The sequence below is a fragment of the Microbispora oryzae genome, from assembly GCF_017896165.1.
Taxonomy (GTDB): Bacteria; Actinomycetota; Actinomycetes; order Streptosporangiales; family Streptosporangiaceae; genus Microbispora; species Microbispora oryzae.
Genome location: NZ_JAFCNB010000012.1, coordinates 184849 through 201627, shown reverse-complemented (window position 1 = coordinate 201627; position 16779 = coordinate 184849). Strand labels below are relative to the sequence as shown.

Below are 16779 nucleotides of genomic sequence, written 5' to 3'. Positions count from 1 at the left end.
CCGCCCGATGAGCGGACCGGACAAGCCGACGCAGCCGACGGACCCGATGGACCCGATGGACCCGACAAAGTCGACGGACCCGATGGCGTCGCTGTACCCGTTCCTCTACTCCGGGACGGACGAGGCGGACGCGACCCCCGGCTCGGGGTCGGCCTCTGCACAGTCCTCTGTCCTGGCCCCGGTGCTCGCCGCCGTCCGTGACTCGACCGTCGAGAAGGCGAACGAGATCGTCGCCCTGCGCCGGACCGTGCTCGAACGCGACGGCGACCGGCTGGCCGCCTGCGCCCTCGCGATGGCCGAGGCGTTCCGGCGGGGCGCGCGGCTGTTCGCCTTCGGGAACGGCGGCAGCGCCACCGACGCCCAGGACGTCGCCACCCTGTTCCTCCACCCGGCACCCCGGCCCGGCGGCGCGGCTGTGTCCCTTCCACAGCCACCGCCACCCCCACTGCCCCTGCCCGCGTTCGCGCTCACCGCCGACGTGGCGGTGGTGACGGCGCTGGCCAACGACATCGGGTTCGACGTGGTGTTCTCCCGCCAGCTCGCCGCATCCGGCCGCGCCGGGGACATCGCCGTCGGCCTGTCGACCAGCGGGAACTCACGCAACCTCGTCACGGCCTTCCAGGAGGCGGCACGGCGCGGCATGCTCACCGTCGGGCTGGCCGGATACGAGGGCGGCCAGATGGCCGAGATCGGCACGATCGACCACCTGTTCGTCGTGCCCTCCTCCTCGGTGCACCGCATCCAGGAGGCGCAGACCACGATCTACCACGCGCTGTGGGAGCTGACGCAGGACGCGCTGGCCACCGCGCGGGCAGGCACGTCGTCACGGGGATGGAGAGACCGATGACAGCGCCCGTGAACACCCAGGAAGACACCTCGGCGGCCCGGGAGGAGCCGGTCGTCCACCTCCTGTGGATCAACGCAGGACTCAGCTGCGACGGTGACTCCGTCGCGCTCACCGCGGCGACCCAGCCCAGCATCGAGGAGATCGTGATGGGGGCGCTGCCGGGGCTGCCGAAGATCGCCGTGCACTGGCCTCTGATCGACTTCGAGTGCGGGCCCATGCAGGGCGCCGACACCTTCATCGAGTGGTTCCACCGGGCCGACCGCGGCGAGCTCGAACCGTTCGTCCTGGTCGTCGAGGGATCGATCCCGAACGAGTCGATCAAGCGGGAGGGCTACTGGTGCGGTTTCGGCAACAACCCCGACACCGGCCAGCCGATGACGACCAGCGAGTGGCTCGACCGTCTCGCGCCCAAGGCCACGGCGATCGTCGCCGCCGGCACCTGCGCCACGTACGGCGGGATCCACGCCATGGCGGGCAACCCCACGGGGGCGATGGGCGTCGCCGACTACCTGGGGTGGGACTGGCGGTCGAAGGCCGGACTGCCGATCGTGAACGTGCCGGGCTGCCCGATCCAACCGGACAACATGTCGGAGACGCTGCTCTACCTGCTGCACCAGCTGGCCGGGCAGGCGCCGATGATCCCGCTGGACGAGGCGCTGCGGCCCACGTGGCTGTTCGGCCAGACGGTCCACGAGGGGTGCGACCGGGCCGGCTACTACGAGCAGGGCCAGTTCGCCACCGAGTACGGCACGCCCACCTGCCTGGTGAAGATCGGCTGCTGGGGTCCGGTGGTGAAGTGCAACGTGCCCAAGCGGGGCTGGATCAACGGGATCGGCGGCTGTCCCAACGTGGGCGGCATCTGCATCGCGTGCACGATGCCGGGCTTCCCCGACAAGTTCATGCCGTTCATGGACGAGCCTCCCGGCGCCCGGATCTCGTCGACGACGAGCGCGGCGTACGGCACGGTGGTCCGCGCCCTGCGCGGCTTCACCCTCAAGACGGTGGACAAGGAGCCGAAGTGGCGCAGACGGGGCCGCGAGCTGCTCACCGGATACAAGGCGCCCTGGAGCTGAGATGAGCCTGGAGCCGAGATGACCCTGGAGCCGAGATGACGCTGCAACACGAGAAGGACCAGGCGTTCCGCCAGGAACAGGACCGCGAGCTCGTCGAGATGGCGTGGGATCCCATCACCAGGATCGTCGGCAGCCTCGGCATCTACGCGAAGGTCGACTTCGCCAACCGGGAGGTCGCCGAGTGCTACAGCACCTCGTCGGTGTTCCGCGGCTACAGCATCTTCATGAAGGGCAAGGACCCGCGCGACGCGCACTTCATCACCAGCCGCATCTGCGGGATCTGCGGCGACAACCACGCCACGTGCTCGGTCTACGCGCAGAACATGGCGTACGGGGTCCGCCCGCCGCACCTCGGCGAGTGGATCATCAACCTCGGCGAGGCCGCCGAGTACATGTTCGACCACAACATCTTCCAGGAGAACCTGGTCGGGGTCGACTACTGCGAGAAGATGGTCCGGGAGACCAATCCCGGCGTGCTCGCGCTGGCCGAGCGCACCGAGGCGCCGCACGCGCGCGACCATGGCTACCGGACGATCGCCGACATCATGCGCTCGCTCAACCCGCTGGAGGGCGGGTTCTACCGCGAGGCGCTGGCCATGAGCCGCGTCACCCGCGAGATGTTCTGCCTGATGGAGGGCAGACACGTGCACCCGTCCACGCTCTACCCGGGCGGGGTGGGCACCGTGGCGACCGTCCAGCTCTTCACCGACTACCTCGTCCGGCTGATGAGGTACGTCGAGTTCATGAAGCGGGTCGTCCCGATGCACGACGATCTGTTCGACTTCTTCTACCAGGCGCTGCCCGGATACGAGGAAGTGGGCCGCCGCCGGGTGATGCTCGGCTGCTGGGGCAGCCTCAACGACCCCGAGCACTGCGACTTCTCCTACGAGACCATGGGCGACTGGGGCCGGCGCATGTTCGTCACCCCCGGGATCGTCGTCGACGGCAGTCTGGTCACCAACGACCTGGTCGACATCAACCTCGGCATCCGCATCCTGCTCGGCAGCTCCTACTACGACGACTGGGAGGATCGGGAGCCGTTCGTGACCGCCGATCCGCTGGGCAACCCGGTGGACATCCGGCATCCATGGAACCAGCACACCATCCCGCATCCGCAGAAGCGCGACTTCAGCGGCAAGTACAGCTGGGTGATGTCGCCCCGCTGGTACGACGGGACCGACATGCTCCCCCTCGACACCGGCGGCGGCCCGCTGGCCCGGCTGTGGTCGACGGCGCTCAACGGGCTGGTGGACATCGGCTACGTCCGGGCCACCGGGCACAGCGTGCTGATCAACCTGCCGAAGACCGCCACCCGGCCGGAGACGACGTTCGAGTGGCGCATCCCGGAACGGGGCGGCGAGCTGCTGTCCAACGCCATCGAACGCAACCGGGCCAGGACGTACTTCCAGGCGTACGCGGCGGCCTGCGCGCTCCACTTCGTCGAACGGGCGCTGGACGAGGTGCGGCAGGGCCACACGATGACCTGGTCGCCGTTCACCGTGCCGGAGGAGGCCATCGGCTGCGGCTTCACCGAGGCCGTCCGCGGTGTGCTCTCCCACCACATGGTGATCAGGAACGGCAAGATCGCGAACTACCACCCGTACCCGCCGACGCCGTGGAACGCGAGCGTCCGGGATCCGTACGGCACGCCGGGGCCCTACGAGGACGCGGTGCAGAACACCCCGATCTTCGAGGAGAACCCGCCGGAGTCGTTCAAGGGCATCGACATCATGCGGGCCGTGCGGAGTTTCGACCCGTGCCTCCCGTGCGGCGTCCACATGTACCTCGGCCGGGGCAGGGAGCTGCGCCTCGTGCACAGCCCGCACGCCTTCGCGCCCGGAGAGTGAGCCGTGCCCCGCGGCCCGGAGGTGCAGGCGGCCGGCGAGCGCGTCGAGGCGCTCGTGGGGGAGCTCGGCGCGCTCGCCGACCCCGTCGCGCGCGCCAGGGCGGAGGAGCTCGTCCGGGTCCTCGTCGAGCTGTACGGCACGGGGCTCGAACACGTGATGACGATCGTCACCGACGCCGGGGCCGGGGACGTGCTGCATGGGCTGATCGAGGACGAGCTGGTCTCCGGGCTCCTGGTGCTCCACGATCTGCACCCGCTGACCACGGAGGAGCGGGTGCGGATCGCGCTCGACGAGGTCCGGCCCTACCTGGGGTCGCACGAGGGCGGCGTCGAACTGCTGGGCGTGGACCGGGCCGGGGTCGTGAGGTTGCGCCTGGAGGGCACCTGCCACGGCTGTCCCTCCTCGCGGGTCACGGTGACCCAGGCCATCGAACGCGCGATCACGAAGGCCGCCCCCGAGGTCGTCCGGGTGGACGTGGACGGGGTGGACGTGGACGGGGCGACCGCGCCGGTCCGGCCGCTGCTGCACATCGCGCCGCGCCCGCCCGGACCGTGCCCGGTGCCGGAGGAGGTGCCGTGACGAACGGACTGCGCCGCTTCCGCGCGCCCCCGAGTGCCGGGCCCGCCCCCGAGGCCGCCCAGGCAAACGCCCAGGTAAACGCCCAGGCGACCGCCGGGGTGGCTGGCCCGGTAGCTGGCCCGGTGGCTGGCCCGGTGACCGCCCGGTGCGAGATGTGCGCCGAGCCGGTCGGCGACGACCACGGTCACGTGGTCGACGTGGAGACCCGGTCGCTGATGTGCGCCTGCCGCGGCTGCCGCCTGCTGTTCACCGCGCGGGCCGCCGCGCGGGGCCGGTATCGGGCCGTGCCGGACCGCTACCTCTACGCGCCGTCCTTCCGCATCGCCACCGCCGACTGGGAGGAACTGAGCATCCCTGTCCGCACCGCGTTCTTCTTCCGCAACAGCGCCCTCGGCCGCACGGTCGCGTTCTACCCCAGCCCGGCGGGCGCCACCGAGTCGCTGCTGCGCCTGGACATCTGGGAGCGGGTGCTGGCCGACAACCCCGAGCTCGCGGACGCCGAGCCCGACGTCGAGGCCCTGCTGGTCGACCGGGGTCCGGCCGACCGGGGTCCGGCCGACGGGGGTCCGGCCGGGTTCGCCTGCCATCTCGTGCCGATCGACGCCTGCTATCACCTGGTCGGCCTCGTGCGGCTGCACTGGAAGGGCTTCGACGGCGGCCAGGAGGCGTGGAACGCCATCGACGGCTTCTTCGCCGGGCTGCGCGAACGGGCGAAGGTCGTCGAGCCCGAGAGGGGCCCGCATGGCCGATGACCTGAGCATCGAGTGCCTGGGCGCGCGGGCCGACCCGTACGCGGCCGCGCCGACGCTGGTCTTCCGGCTGCGCCTCGCCGACCCCGCCCCCGAGGGCGTGCACGCCGTCGCGCTGCGCTGCCAGATCCGGATCGAGCCGCGCCGCCGGTCGTACGCGCCGCAGGAGGCGGACCTGCTCGCGGACCTTTTCGGCGAGCCGTCGCGGTGGGGCGACACGCTCAAGCCGATCCAGTTCGCCGCCGTCTCCACCGTGGTGCCCGGCTTCACCGGCGAGACCGAGGCGGATCTCCCCGTGGCCTGCGGATACGACCTGGAGGTGGCGGCCGGGGCCTACTTCGCCGCCCTCGACGAGGGCGAGATCCCCCTGCTCCTGCTGTTCAGCGGCACCGTCTTCGGCGCGGTCTACGGCCGGGACCATGCCCGGTTCGCCGCCCGTCCCGTGCCGTGGGACCGCGAGGCGCGGCACCGCCTTCCCGTCGCGGTGTGGCGTGATCTCATGGACCGGGCGTTCCCCGGCGCCGGTTGGCTGCGGCTGGGCCGCGACACCCTGCGTGACCTGCGCCGATTCAAGACCGAGCACGCCCTGGCCACCTACGACGAGGCGCTGGGACTGCTGCTGAGGGAGAAGGGCCGATGAGCGCGCGGCTGGAGGCGGCGTGCCGGGTCGCCGACGCCGTCCTCTACGAGGGATACCTGCTCTATCCCTACCGGGCGTCCGCCGCGAAGAACCGGCTGCGCTGGCAGTTCGGCGTGCTGGTTCCGCCAGGCTTCTCCGCCACCGAGGAGCCGTCGGCGAGCGTCACCGAGTGCCTGCTCGAAGCGCCCGGCGAGGCGACCGTCGAGCTGTGGCTGCGGTTCCTGCAGGTGCGGGCCAGGACCGTCGAGCGCGCCGAGGCCGGCGGCTACCGGCCCGTCGCCGAACTGGAGGCGGGCGGACGGACCCACCTTTCGTACGACGACGCCACCGACCGCGAGGTGCGGCACGTCCTGCCGCTCGGCCGCATCCTGGAGGCGGAGCGGGTCATCGGGGTGCACCTGCCCCCGGACTCGTGGACCGAGCCCCTCCTCTCCCCCACCGGTGAACGGCTTGGCCGGGTCGTCGCCGCCCGCCAACGGGTGGACGCCGCCCTCCGGGTCGCCGCCGAGCGGCTGCCCGGGCCGTACCGGCTGGTCCGGCTGCACGTGCGGATCGAGAACCTGGCCGATTGGGACCTGCCCGACGCGCCGCGTGAGCACGCGCTGCGCCGCTCGCTGGTCGCCGCGCACGTGCTCCTCGGCGTGACCGGCGGGGCCTTCGTCTCGATGCTCGACCCGCCCGAATGGGCGAGGCCGGCCGCCGAACTCTGCCGCAACGAGCACACCTGGCCGGTGCTGATCGGCGACCGGGACCACCGTGACGCCGTGCTCTCCTCGCCCATCATCCTGTACGACTACCCGTCCGTCGCCCCGGAGAGCCAGGGCGACCTGTTCGACGCCACCGAGATCGACGAGCTGCTCACCCTGAGCACCCTCGCCCTGACCGACGCCGAGAGGCGCGAGGCGCGGGCCACCGACCCACGGGCCGCGGCGATCCTCGACCGGATCGGCGACCTGCCGCCTGCGGTGCTGGAACGCCTGCACGGCGCCGTCCGCGAGACCGAGGTGATCACGGGCGGCACCGCTGACAGCACCACTGGCGGTGCCACCGGCGAGACCCCGTGGTGGGATCCGCGCGCCGACCACGAGGTGTCGCCCGAGACCGACGGCGTGGTGATCGGCGGGGTGCCGGTAGCGCGCGGCAGCCGGGTCAGGCTCGCCCCCGGCCGGCGCCGCGCCGACCCGTACGACATGTTCCTGGCCGGGCGGACCGCCCGCGTGGAGGCCGTCCTGCTCGACGTCGACGGGAGGCGGCACCTGGCCGTCACCCTGGACGACGATCCGGGGGCCGACCTGCACCGCGCGCACGGGCGGTACCTCTACTTCGCCCCCGACGAGGTCGAGCCGATCGAGGAGGAGTCGTCATGAGGATCCTGGTGGCGGGGGTCGGCAACGTCTTCCTCGGAGACGACGGCTTCGGTGTGGCGGTCGCCCACCGCCTCGCCGAACGAGATCTCCCGCCGCAGGCCGAGGTGGGCGACTTCGGCATCCGCGGAGTACACCTCGCCTACGAGCTGACCTCCGGGTACGACCTGGTGATCATCTTGGACACGGTGTCGCGGGGCCGTCCGCCCGGAACCCTCTACGTCCTTGAGCCCTCTCCAGCCGACCTGGCGCCGTCCTTCGTCGATGCGCACGCGATGACCCCGGACGCGGTGCTGGCGCTCGCGGTCACGCTGGCCACGAAGTTCACCGGCCGGATCCTGCTGGTCGGCTGCGAGCCGGCCGACGCCTCGCCCGGCATGGAGCTGAGCCCCGCGGTCTCCGGGGCCGTCGGCCGGGCCGCCGATCTCGTGATCGAAATGATCGCGCAGGAGACGGGAGCGCCCGCCGTTCCCCGGCGCGAGGAGGAGAGACGATGCTGAAACGACTGATCATCATGTTGTTCCTGACCGGCCTGGCCGTCCTGGTCGTCCAGTCCATCCCGGACATCAGGCGTTACCTGCGGATCCGCAGGATGTTTCTCGCCCCCGCGCCGTGTCGCGGGGCGCGGCGGGGAGGCGGCCATGCATGAGTTCGGCATCGCCGAGGCGGTGCTCGACGCCGTGGAGCGCCGGGCGAACGGCAGGCCGGTGCGGCGGGCGCGGCTGCGGGCCGGCGCGCTGCTGCGGATCGCCGAGCCCGCCATGGGCCGGGCGTTCGCCCTGGTCACCGAGGGAACGGTGGCGGAGGGCGCGACGCTTGAGCTGGTCATCGAGCCGGTCCGGCTGAACTGCAGGACCTGCGGGGAGAGCACCGAGTCGGCCGACCCGCTCGCGTTCTGCCCGTCCTGCGGCGGCGCGGACCTCGACAGCGAGGGCGGGGACGGCCTCGTCCTCGAATCCATTCAGATCGGGGAGGTCTCCCATGTGCCTGGGGATTCCCGGCGAGATCGTGGAGATCGAGCCGGATCGGAGTGATCTCGCGAAGGTCGACGTCAGCGGGGTGCGGCGGGCGATCAACATCGGCCTCCTCGAAGGCGAACGGCTGGAGCCGGGCGACTGGATCCTCATCCACGTCGGCTTCGCGCTTTCGAAGATCGACGAGGCCGAGGCGAAGGCGGCGCTGGAGTTTCTGGAGGGCATCGGCCAGGCCTACGACGACGAACTGGCCGCGCTCCGGGACTCGTCCATCGACAGGGGGTGATCGTGATGCGATTCGTCGACGAGTACCGAGACGCCGACAAGGCCCGGGCCCTGTCGGCCAGGATCGCCGAGCTGTGCGAACCGGGCCGGTCGTACAAGTTCATGGAGGTGTGCGGCGGCCACACCCACACGATCTACAAGCACGGGCTTGAGGACTACCTGCCGGAGTCGATCACGCTCGTGCACGGTCCCGGATGTCCGGTCTGCGTGATCCCGATGGGCCGGGTGGACGACGCCATCCACATCGCCGGGCAGCCGGACGTCCTGATGACGTCATTCGGCGACATGATGCGGGTGCCCGGCGGGCGCGGGTCGTTCTTCGACTCCACGGCCCAGGGGGCCGACATCCGCATGGTCTACTCGCCGCTGGACGCCCTGAAGATCGCCCGGCGCGAACCGGACCGCCAGGTCGTCTTCATGGCCATCGGGTTCGAGACCACCGCGCCGTCGACCGCGATGACCGTGCTGCGCGCGGCGGCCGAGGGCGTGACGAACTTTTCGATCTTCTGCAACCACGTGACGATCATTCCGGCGATCAAGGCGATCCTCGACTCGCCCGACCTGCGGCTCGACGGCTTCATCGGCCCGGGTCACGTATCGACGGTCATCGGCTGCCGGCCGTACGAGTTCATCGCCCGCGAATACGGCAAGCCGCTGGTGGTGGCGGGCTTCGAGCCGCTGGACATCCTCCAGTCGATCTACCTGCTGCTGCGTCAGCTCGCCGAGGGCCGTTCCGAGGTCGAGAACCAGTACTCCCGGGTGGTGCCGTGGGAGGGCAACCCCAAGGCGCTGCGCGTGATCAGCGAGGTGATGGAGCTGCGGCCGTACTTCGAGTGGCGCGGCCTCGGCTTCATCTCGCACTCCGCGCTGCGGGTCAGGCCCAAGTACGCCGCCCACGACGCCGAGCAGATCTTCGAGATCCCCGGCGGCCGGGTGGCCGACCCGAAGGCGTGCCAGTGCGGCGAGGTGCTCAAGGGCGTGCTCAAACCGTGGGAGTGCAAGGTGTTCGGCACGGCCTGCACGCCGGAGACCCCGATCGGCACCTGCATGGTGTCGTCCGAGGGCGCCTGCGCCGCGTACTACAACTTCGGCCGCTTCTCACGGAAGCGGGTACGGGAGGCGACGCGGTGACCGGAACGCGGGAAGACCGCGAGGAGCAGGTCCTCGAACGGATCGACCGGGTGCGGGCCCGCCGGGCCAGGGTGAAGGAGGAGCACATCACCATGGCCCACGGCTCGGGCGGCAAGGCCACCCAGACGCTGATCGAGGCCGTGTTCCTGGACGCGTTCCGCAACCCGGCGCTGGAGCCGCTGGAAGACAGCGCGGTCGTCGAGGTCGGCACCGAGCGGCTCGCGCTCACCACCGATTCCTACGTGGTCTCCCCGATCTTCTTCCCGGGGGGCGACATCGGCGACCTCGCCGTCAACGGGACGGTCAACGACCTGTCGGTGTCCGGGGCCCGGCCGCTCTACCTGTCGGCCGGCTTCGTCCTGGAGGAGGGCTTCCCGGTCGCCGACCTCCGGAGAGTCACCGCGTCGATGGCACGGGCCGCCGCGACGGCGGGCGTGGGCGTCGTCACCGGCGACACCAAGGTCGTGCAGCGCGGCAAGGCCGACGGCTGCTACGTCACCACCGCCGGGGTCGGGCTGCTCGACCGGCCGGCGCGGCTCGGCGTCGCCCACGCGCGGCCCGGCGACACCGTCATCGTCTCCGGCCCCATCGGCGAGCACGGCGTGACGATCATGCTGGCCCGGGGGGAGCTGGACATCGAGGCCGACCTGATCTCCGACACCGCACCGCTGAACGGTCTCGTCGCCACGCTGCTCGACGCCTGTCCCGGCGGGGTCCGCTGCATGCGGGACGCCACGCGCGGGGGTGTCGCGACGATTCTCAACGAGATCGCCCGTGCCTCCGGCGTCGCGGTCGTGGTCGACGAGGACGCCGTCCCGGTGCGGCCGGCCGTACGGGGAGCCTGCGAACTGCTCGGGATCGACCCGCTCTACGTGGCGTGCGAGGGGCGCATGGTCGTCGTCGTGGACGGCCCGTCGGCCGGGGCCGCGCTCGACGCGCTGCGCGGGCACCCGCTGGGCGGGGAGGCGGAGATCGTCGGACGGGTGCGGGACGACCCGCCCGGCCTCGTACTGCTGCGCACCACCTTCGGCGGCACCCGGATCGTCGACATGCTCGTGGGCGACCCGCTGCCGCGCATCTGCTGACCCGCATCTGCTGACCCGCGGTTACAGGACCAGCGGCTACATGACCAGCGTCGCCGACGCGGAAAGGAGGTCGGACCATGAACGAGTCCCGCGAGCCGGATCGGCCCGGCCGTTTCGAGGAGGAGGACGGGCACGGGTTCTCCCCCGACGTCGAGAAGGGGAGCGAGGATGCCCGCCGGGCAGGAGACAAGGCCTTCTCGCCGGAGGCCGCCGGGGAGCCCGGCCCCGGACGGTCGCCGTCCCGGGAGGAGGAGACCGGCGTCCCCTCCACCGACACCTCCGCGCGGTCCCCGCTGGGTGTGGGCACGAGCACCGGGAGGAGTGCCGAGGAGATCGCCGCCACGGAGCAGGAGCCGGGGCGGGAGCCTTCCGGCGTGAAGGGCGAGTCCGGGCGGCCGTACGGCGGATCCACCATGGAGGACTCCACCGGCGTCGAGCCCTCCGGTCCCGTGGACGAGGAGAGCCCCACCCTGCCGTCCGGCGATCAGGCGGGCTGACGGCCCTCGCGTCCTGCGCCGGGGCCACGGCGTTCAGACGAGGCCGTTCTGGTGGGCGTAGATGACCGCGTGGATCCGGTCGCGCAGGCCGAGCTTGGCCAGGAGCCGGCTGACGTGGGTCTTCACCGTACCCTCCGTGACGACGAGGCGGTGGGCGATCTCCAGGTTCGACATGCCCTGCGCGACGAGCAGCAGCACGTCCCGCTCCCGCGCGGTCAGCGCGGCCGCGGCCGCCTCGTTCCTGACCGTGGGCGAGCCGTCCACGAAGTGCCGGATCAGGCGACGGGTGACGGTGGGCGCGGCGACGTTCTGACCGCTCGCGACGGCGCGGATCGCTCCGACGAGGTCCGCGGCGAGCGTGTCCTTCAGCAGGAAGCCCGCCGCGCCCGCGCGCAACCCGGCGTAGACATACTCGTCGAGGTCGAACGTGGTCAGGATGATCACGTGCGGCGGCCGGCCGGGTCCGGCGGCGCTCCGCAGGCGGCGGGTCGCCTCGATCCCGTCGATGCCGGGCATGCGGACGTCCATCAGGACCACGTCGGGGGCGGTGCGGGCGACGACCGCCAGGGCGTCCAGGCCGTCGCCGGCCTCCCCGACGACCGCGATGTCGCCGGTCTCGTCGAGGATCATGCGGAAGCCGGTGCGGACCAGGGCCTGGTCGTCGGCGACGACGACGCGGGTCACGCCGTCGTCTCCGCCGTCGTCTCCGCTGTCGCCTCCGCCGTCGCCTCCGCCGTCATCTCTGCTGTCATCTCTGCCGTCGTCTCCAGGGGAAGCGTGGTCCTGAGCTCGAAGCCTCCTCCGGATGGCCCGGCGTGCAGGGTCCCGCCGAGCGCCGCCACCCGTTCGGCGATCCCGCGCAGCCCGTTCCCCGGTGCGGACGGCGGCGCCGTGACGTCGAGGCCGGGGCCGCCGCTGTCCCGGACGCGGATGCGCAGCTCGCCGTGGGCGAACTCGAGGTCGACGGCGCACCGGCTGCTCGGTCCCGCGTGCTTGATGCTGTTGGTCAGCGCCTCCTGGACGATCCGGTACGCCGACAGCTCCACCGCCGCCGGCAACATGAGCGGCTCCCCCACCACGGTGAAGGTCACCGGAGTGCCGCCCGCCCTGACCCTGTCGACGAGCTCCGGGAGCGCGGCCAGGCCGGGCTGCGGGGCGCGGGCGGGGTCGTCGGCGCCGAGGTCCTGCCGGACGAGGCTGAGCAGGCGGCGCATCTCGGCCAGGGACGCCCGGCCGGTGGTGATGACGGTGTCCAAGGCCGCCCCGGTTCGTTCCGGATGCCGGTTCAGCGCGGCCCGGCCGCCCTGGGCCTGGACCACCATCACCGACAGGCCGTGCGCGACGACGTCGTGCAGCTCCCGGGCGATGCGGCCGCGCTCGGCGGCCACCGCGAGCGCCGTCCGCTGCTCCTGCTCCCGGGCCAGGTCGGCCGCGCGCTCGCGGAGGGTCGCCAGATGGGCCCGGCGGGTGCGGGCGCCGTCCCCCGCCGTCCAGGCGACGGCCAGCAGCAGCGCGGGCACCACCGCCTGGGAGGCGGCGAGCAGCAGCAGGTTGTCCTGCTCCAGAACCGGGAAGAGGTCCGGGGGCTCGACGAGGGCGTATTTGCCGAACTTGCCGTCGGGCAGGCCGTTAACGGCGGCCAGCGCGAGGCCGTAGAGACCGATCTGAGCGGCGGACAGCAGCGCCAGCGACACGCGCCGATCGGCCGCCGCGGCGGCCACGCCGTACAGGGCGAGCGCGACCACCAGGTCGGCGGGCAGGTGCGGAAGCGCCGGGCTCAGCACGTGCGCGACCGATCCCAGCACCGCCAGCGCGAAGGCCGTCATCGGGCGCCGGTGCCGGACGAACACGGCCGCGGCCGTGGGCGCCAGTGACAGCCACCACCACAGGACCTGCTGCCGCCAGTTCTCCTCGGTCCCGAACCGCTTCAGCAGCACCATCCACTCCGCGTTGGCACTCTTCGGCAGGCGCTCCATCGGCGTGGGCACGTTGAGCAGCGCGGTGGCGCCCATCAGGAGGCCCGCCACGACCACGACGGCGACCACGCCGCCGTCGGTCACCAGCCGTCGGATGCCGATCACGCCATCAGGGTATGGATCGCACGATAAGCCCGTCGTCTGTCCTGGGACAGACGACAACCTCCGTCGGCCGCCGGACGCGCGGGAGGGCCCCTCGGGGCCAGCCTCATGGCATGCCACGGACAAGAACCGGCGCCGCCCTGGCCGTCATGGCCCTCGCGCTCGCCGCCTGCTCCTCGTCGCCGCCCGCGACGACCACCGCCGCCGCCTCGCCGGGCGCCACCCCGTCGGCCGACGCCATGCGGATCGCCCTGCGGTTCGTCGCGTGCGCCCGCGCCCACGGCTACCAGATCCCCGACCCCACGCTGGTCGGGGGACGGATCAGATTCGAGGTCCCGGCTCAGAGCGGTCAGCCTCGCCCGGAGGACATGAAGGCCGCCAGGAACATCCCCCAATGCGAGGCGCTCTACAAGCAGATCCCCGACCAGCGGCGCCGGACCCAGGCGCCCAGCGCGGCGGACATCGCCAGAGGACGCAAGTTCGCCGACTGCGTGCGGCGGCACGGCATATCGGACTTCCCCGACCCCAGCTCGGACGGCACGTTCAAGCTCAGGGGCACCCGGTTGGAGAGCAAGGCCAAGGACCCCGAGATGAGGGCCGCCTACGACGCCTGCGTCGAGTTCGCCGTGGAGTTCCCGTTCTCATGAAGATCACGAAGATCACGAAGACGTCCCCCGTCGCCGGTGCCGTGCTCGTAGCGCTGCTGGCCGCCGGATGCGCGGCCTCCCCACAGCCAACCTCCGCGCCGCAGGTGGCCGTGACCTCCGCCCCCATGCGCCGCACCGATGTCGTCTCCACGATCCAGCTTCCCGGCGTGCTCGGCTTCGACCGCACCTACTCGGTCGTCAGCGAGCTGCCCCCCGGGGTCGTCACCGCCGTGCCCCGGCCGGGCGCCGTGCTGGGGCGCGGCGCCCGGCTGTTCGCCGTCGGCGGCATCCCCGCCGCCCTGCTGTACGGATCCGTGCCGGCCCACCGCGACTTCGCCCTCGGCATGAGCGACGGGCGCGACGTCCGACGGCTGGAGGCCAACCTCCGGGCCCTGGGCATGGACCCCGGTCACGCCATGACCGTGGACGACCACTTCTCCACGGCCACCGCCGCCGCCGTACGGCGCTGGCAGCGCAAGCAGGGCCGGCCCCAGACGGGCCGCCTCGACCTCGGGGCCGTGGTCTTCCTGCCCGGCCGCGTCCGGATCCGCACGATCGTGACCGAGGCCGGCGCATCGGCCGGGCCCGGCACGCGCATGCTCGTCGTCAACTCCGCCACCCGCGTCGTCCAGATGTCGCTGACCACCGACCGGCTGGGCCAGGTGCGCCCCGGCGACCGGGTCGAGATCACCCTCCCGAGCGGCGGGAGCACCGTGCGCGGCCGCGTAAGCAGGGTCGGCAGGGTCGCCACCGCCCAGGACAGCGGCCCGGCCACCGTTCCCGTCACGATCACACTCATCCGGCCCGGCCGCGCCGTCGCCGGCCTGGACCTCGCCCCCGTCCAGGTCGCCGTCGTGACCGCCCGGCACGAGAACGTGCTCACCGTGCCGGTCACCGCGCTGCTGCCCCGCCCCGGCGGCGGCTACCAGGTGGCGGTCACCGCACCCGGCCCCCGCCGCCTCGTGCCCGTCCAGCCCGGGCTGTTCGACGAGGACGGCGGCACCGTTGAGATCACCGGCGAGATCACCGGCGACGCGACCGACGGTGCGCAGGTGGAGGTGCCGCTGTCATGAACGACGACGTCGTGCTGTCCTTCCACGGGGTGTCCAAGACCCATCCCGGCACCCCGCCCGTCACGTCGCTGCGGGAAGTCGACCTGACCGTGCGCGCGGGAGAGCTGGTCGCGGTCGTCGGGCCGTCCGGGTCGGGCAAGACCACGCTGCTCAACCTCGCCGCGGGACTGGACCGGCCCACCGACGGCACCATCCAGCTGGCGGGACACGCCATCGAGAGCTCGGGCGACCGTCGCCTGTCGGGCGTGCGGGCACACCTCCTGGGCGTGGTCTTCCAGCGCTTCCACCTCCTCGACCACCTCACCGCCGTCGAGAACGTGGCGACCGGCCTGCTCTACCGCGGCCTGCCGCGGCGCCGGCGCCGCGCGGCCGCCCTCAGCGCGCTGGAACGCGTGGGACTGAGCCACCGCGCCCACCAGGCCGCACGGACCCTGTCGGGGGGCGAGCAGCAGCGCGTCGCCATCGCGCGCGCCCTCGTCGGACGGCCCGCCCTGGTGCTCGCCGACGAACCCACCGGCAACCTCGACACCGCCACGGGCGGGCAGATCCTGCGGCTGCTCACCGAGCTGAACGCCGACGGGGTGACCATGCTCGTCATCACTCACGACCCCGTCGTCGCGGCCGCGTGCGGACGCCGGGTCGAGATCCGCGACGGCCGCGTCGGCTCGGCGGTCGCCCGATGACCGCCCCGCCGGGCGCCGGGGCCGGTCTCGCCTCCCGGCTGCGGCCCGCCGACCTGCTCCCGCTGGCGACCATGGGCCTGCGCGGCCGCCGTGTGCGCACCGCGCTGTCCACGCTGGGGATCGCCATCGGCATCGCCGCCATCGTCGCCGTGCTCGGCATCACCCGCTCCAGCCAGTCGGAGCTGCTGGCCCGCATCGACCGGCTCGGCACCAACCTGCTCACTGTGACCGCCGGGCAGAGTCTCGGCGACGAGGTCCCGCTGCCGGCGACCGCCGGCCTCGGCGTCGCGCGCGTCGAGGGGGTGGAGCACGTCGCCGTCACCGCCGTGCTGAACAACGTCCAGGTCTACCGATCCGACAGGATCCCGCTCACGCACACGGGCGGGCTGGACGTCCGCGCGACCGGCACCGGCCTGCTCGCCACCCTCGACGGCCGCGTGGCGGCCGGCGTCTTCCTCAGCGCGGCCACCGCCCGCTACCCGGTCACCGTCCTCGGGCAGCAGGCCGCCGTCCAGCTCGGGGTCGCCCGGCCCGGCCCCGGCACCCGTGTTCGGATCGGCGGTCACTGGTTCGTGGTCGCGGGCGTCCTCGCCCCTCTGGAACTGAGCCCCGAGCTCGACCGGGCCGCGCTGATCGGCCTGCCCGCCGCCCGCGCCCTCTTCGGCTACGACGACCACCCCACCCGCCTGTACGTCCGGGCCGACACCGCACGCGTCGCCCAGACCGTGGACCTGCTCGCCCGCGCCGTCAACCCGGCCGATCCTCCCGGCGTACAGGTCAGCCGGCCCTCCGACGCGCTGGCCTCGCGGCTGCTCGTCGCCGACTCGGGCACCTCCCTGTTCCTCGGCCTCGGCGCCGTCGCCCTGTTCGTCGGCGGTGTCGGCATCGCCAACGTCATGGTCATCTCGGTCCTGGAACGCCGCGCGGAGATCGGCCTGCGCCGCGCGCTGGGCGCCAGGCGCCCGCACATCGCCGGGCAGTTCCTCGTCGAGTCGCTCGTCCTGGCGACGCTCGGCGGGCTGACGGGGACCGCGTTGGGAGCGCTCATCACGTACGTGACCGCGCTCGAACGGGGCTGGCCTCCCGTCGTCCCGCCCGGGGCCCCGGCGCTGGGCCTGGGCGCCGCCCTGGCCGTCGGGGCTCTGGCCGGCCTCTACCCGGCCGTCCGCGCGGCCGGACTGCCTCCCACGGACGCCCTGCGCGCGGTCTAGCCGCGCTCGGCAGAAA

General features: G+C 72.7%; 20 protein-coding genes. 18 read left to right on the top strand and 2 right to left on the bottom strand.

Features of this window, described 5'->3' with window-relative positions:
• The first annotated feature begins 7 nt into the window (after positions 1 to 7).
• From JOL79_RS22235 to JOL79_RS22170, 14 genes are all read left to right on the top strand, one after another.
• Positions 8 to 847, top strand: coding sequence for a D-sedoheptulose-7-phosphate isomerase (locus JOL79_RS22235; RefSeq protein WP_230985212.1), 840 nt, complete (start codon positions 8 to 10; stop codon positions 845 to 847).
• Complete coding sequence (locus tag JOL79_RS22230) at positions 844 to 1920, top strand: NADH-quinone oxidoreductase subunit B family protein (protein WP_210157809.1); 1077 nt, start codon at positions 844 to 846, stop codon at positions 1918 to 1920. The genes JOL79_RS22235 and JOL79_RS22230 overlap by 4 nt, the downstream gene beginning before the upstream one ends.
• A 35-nt stretch (positions 1921 to 1955) precedes the next feature.
• Complete coding sequence (locus tag JOL79_RS22225) at positions 1956 to 3767, top strand: nickel-dependent hydrogenase large subunit (RefSeq protein WP_210157808.1); 1812 nt, start codon at positions 1956 to 1958, stop codon at positions 3765 to 3767.
• A gap of 3 nt (positions 3768 to 3770) precedes the next feature.
• A complete protein-coding gene (locus tag JOL79_RS22220; protein ID WP_210157807.1) occupies positions 3771 to 4346 on the top strand; it encodes a NifU family protein in 576 nt (191 codons plus the stop codon).
• Entirely contained in the window at positions 4343 to 5098 is a 756-nt protein-coding gene (locus JOL79_RS22215) for a DUF5947 family protein (protein WP_307848670.1), read from the top strand. The genes JOL79_RS22220 and JOL79_RS22215 overlap by 4 nt, the downstream gene beginning before the upstream one ends.
• Positions 5088 to 5735 carry a DUF6084 family protein gene (locus JOL79_RS22210; protein WP_210157806.1) on the top strand — a complete coding sequence of 216 codons (648 nt, stop codon included), beginning with the start codon at positions 5088 to 5090 and terminating at the stop codon, positions 5733 to 5735. The genes JOL79_RS22215 and JOL79_RS22210 overlap by 11 nt, the downstream gene beginning before the upstream one ends.
• The gene (locus JOL79_RS22205) at positions 5732 to 7102 is read left to right on the top strand and encodes a hypothetical protein (protein ID WP_210157805.1); all 1371 of its coding nucleotides are present in this window, start codon (positions 5732 to 5734) and stop codon (positions 7100 to 7102) included. The genes JOL79_RS22210 and JOL79_RS22205 overlap by 4 nt, the downstream gene beginning before the upstream one ends.
• The gene (locus tag JOL79_RS22200) at positions 7099 to 7599 is read left to right on the top strand and encodes a hydrogenase maturation protease (RefSeq protein WP_210157804.1); all 501 of its coding nucleotides are present in this window, start codon (positions 7099 to 7101) and stop codon (positions 7597 to 7599) included. The genes JOL79_RS22205 and JOL79_RS22200 overlap by 4 nt, the downstream gene beginning before the upstream one ends.
• Positions 7593 to 7748 carry a DUF6893 family small protein gene (locus JOL79_RS22195; RefSeq protein WP_210157803.1) on the top strand — a complete coding sequence of 52 codons (156 nt, stop codon included), beginning with the start codon at positions 7593 to 7595 and terminating at the stop codon, positions 7746 to 7748. Before JOL79_RS22200 ends, JOL79_RS22195 begins: the two co-directional genes overlap by 7 nt.
• A complete protein-coding gene (locus tag JOL79_RS22190; RefSeq protein ID WP_210157802.1) occupies positions 7741 to 8133 on the top strand; it encodes a hydrogenase maturation nickel metallochaperone HypA/HybF in 393 nt (130 codons plus the stop codon). Before JOL79_RS22195 ends, JOL79_RS22190 begins: the two co-directional genes overlap by 8 nt.
• Positions 8108 to 8359 carry a HypC/HybG/HupF family hydrogenase formation chaperone gene (locus JOL79_RS22185; RefSeq protein ID WP_307848669.1) on the top strand — a complete coding sequence of 84 codons (252 nt, stop codon included), beginning with the start codon at positions 8108 to 8110 and terminating at the stop codon, positions 8357 to 8359. The genes JOL79_RS22190 and JOL79_RS22185 overlap by 26 nt, the downstream gene beginning before the upstream one ends.
• 5 nt (positions 8360 to 8364) lie before the next feature.
• Positions 8365 to 9489 carry a hydrogenase formation protein HypD gene (gene hypD, locus JOL79_RS22180; protein WP_210157800.1) on the top strand — a complete coding sequence of 375 codons (1125 nt, stop codon included), beginning with the start codon at positions 8365 to 8367 and terminating at the stop codon, positions 9487 to 9489.
• Positions 9486 to 10574 carry a hydrogenase expression/formation protein HypE gene (hypE, locus tag JOL79_RS22175; RefSeq protein ID WP_307848668.1) on the top strand — a complete coding sequence of 363 codons (1089 nt, stop codon included), beginning with the start codon at positions 9486 to 9488 and terminating at the stop codon, positions 10572 to 10574. The genes hypD and hypE overlap by 4 nt, the downstream gene beginning before the upstream one ends.
• A gap of 77 nt (positions 10575 to 10651) precedes the next feature.
• A complete protein-coding gene (locus JOL79_RS22170; RefSeq protein WP_210157799.1) occupies positions 10652 to 11071 on the top strand; it encodes a hypothetical protein in 420 nt (139 codons plus the stop codon).
• 33 nt (positions 11072 to 11104) lie between these two features.
• On the opposite strand, the gene JOL79_RS22165 is transcribed toward JOL79_RS22170, so the two are convergent.
• Positions 11105 to 11755, bottom strand: coding sequence for a response regulator (locus JOL79_RS22165; protein WP_210157798.1), 651 nt, complete (start codon positions 11753 to 11755; stop codon positions 11105 to 11107).
• Positions 11752 to 13152 (bottom strand): sensor histidine kinase, encoded by a 1401-nt coding sequence (locus JOL79_RS35110; protein WP_210157797.1) that lies wholly within the window; start codon positions 13150 to 13152, stop codon positions 11752 to 11754. The genes JOL79_RS22165 and JOL79_RS35110 overlap by 4 nt, the downstream gene beginning before the upstream one ends.
• A 110-nt stretch (positions 13153 to 13262) precedes the next feature.
• Between JOL79_RS35110 and JOL79_RS22155 the strand changes: the two genes are divergently transcribed.
• From JOL79_RS22155 to JOL79_RS22140, 4 genes are read left to right on the top strand one after another with little or no spacing between them, the layout of a single operon-like run.
• Positions 13263 to 13796, top strand: coding sequence for a hypothetical protein (locus JOL79_RS22155; protein WP_210157796.1), 534 nt, complete (start codon positions 13263 to 13265; stop codon positions 13794 to 13796).
• Entirely contained in the window at positions 13793 to 14869 is a 1077-nt protein-coding gene (locus JOL79_RS22150) for a peptidoglycan-binding protein (protein WP_210157795.1), read from the top strand. Before JOL79_RS22155 ends, JOL79_RS22150 begins: the two co-directional genes overlap by 4 nt.
• Complete coding sequence (locus tag JOL79_RS22145) at positions 14866 to 15552, top strand: ABC transporter ATP-binding protein (RefSeq protein WP_210157794.1); 687 nt, start codon at positions 14866 to 14868, stop codon at positions 15550 to 15552. The genes JOL79_RS22150 and JOL79_RS22145 overlap by 4 nt, the downstream gene beginning before the upstream one ends.
• Entirely contained in the window at positions 15549 to 16763 is a 1215-nt protein-coding gene (locus JOL79_RS22140; RefSeq protein ID WP_210157793.1) for an ABC transporter permease, read from the top strand. Before JOL79_RS22145 ends, JOL79_RS22140 begins: the two co-directional genes overlap by 4 nt.
• Positions 16764 to 16779: the final 16 nt, after the last annotated feature.

Bases quoted from the DNA above. Each gene is read 5' to 3' on its own strand.
- JOL79_RS22235 (WP_230985212.1), top strand. From the start codon at position 8: ATGAGCGGACCGGACAAGCCGACGCAGCCGACGGACCCGATGGACCCG.
- JOL79_RS22230 (WP_210157809.1), top strand. From the start codon at position 844: ATGACAGCGCCCGTGAACACCCAGGAAGACACCTCGGCGGCCCGGGAG.
- JOL79_RS22225 (WP_210157808.1), top strand. From the start codon at position 1,956: ATGACGCTGCAACACGAGAAGGACCAGGCGTTCCGCCAGGAACAGGAC.
- JOL79_RS22210 (WP_210157806.1), top strand. From the start codon at position 5,088: ATGGCCGATGACCTGAGCATCGAGTGCCTGGGCGCGCGGGCCGACCCG.
- JOL79_RS22205 (WP_210157805.1), top strand. From the start codon at position 5,732: ATGAGCGCGCGGCTGGAGGCGGCGTGCCGGGTCGCCGACGCCGTCCTC.
- JOL79_RS22200 (WP_210157804.1), top strand. From the start codon at position 7,099: ATGAGGATCCTGGTGGCGGGGGTCGGCAACGTCTTCCTCGGAGACGAC.
- JOL79_RS22195 (WP_210157803.1), top strand. From the start codon at position 7,593: ATGCTGAAACGACTGATCATCATGTTGTTCCTGACCGGCCTGGCCGTC.
- JOL79_RS22190 (WP_210157802.1), top strand. From the start codon at position 7,741: ATGCATGAGTTCGGCATCGCCGAGGCGGTGCTCGACGCCGTGGAGCGC.
- hypD (WP_210157800.1), top strand. From the start codon at position 8,365: ATGCGATTCGTCGACGAGTACCGAGACGCCGACAAGGCCCGGGCCCTG.
- JOL79_RS22170 (WP_210157799.1), top strand. From the start codon at position 10,652: ATGAACGAGTCCCGCGAGCCGGATCGGCCCGGCCGTTTCGAGGAGGAG.
- JOL79_RS22155 (WP_210157796.1), top strand. From the start codon at position 13,263: ATGCCACGGACAAGAACCGGCGCCGCCCTGGCCGTCATGGCCCTCGCG.
- JOL79_RS22150 (WP_210157795.1), top strand. From the start codon at position 13,793: ATGAAGATCACGAAGATCACGAAGACGTCCCCCGTCGCCGGTGCCGTG.
- JOL79_RS22145 (WP_210157794.1), top strand. From the start codon at position 14,866: ATGAACGACGACGTCGTGCTGTCCTTCCACGGGGTGTCCAAGACCCAT.
- JOL79_RS22140 (WP_210157793.1), top strand. From the start codon at position 15,549: ATGACCGCCCCGCCGGGCGCCGGGGCCGGTCTCGCCTCCCGGCTGCGG.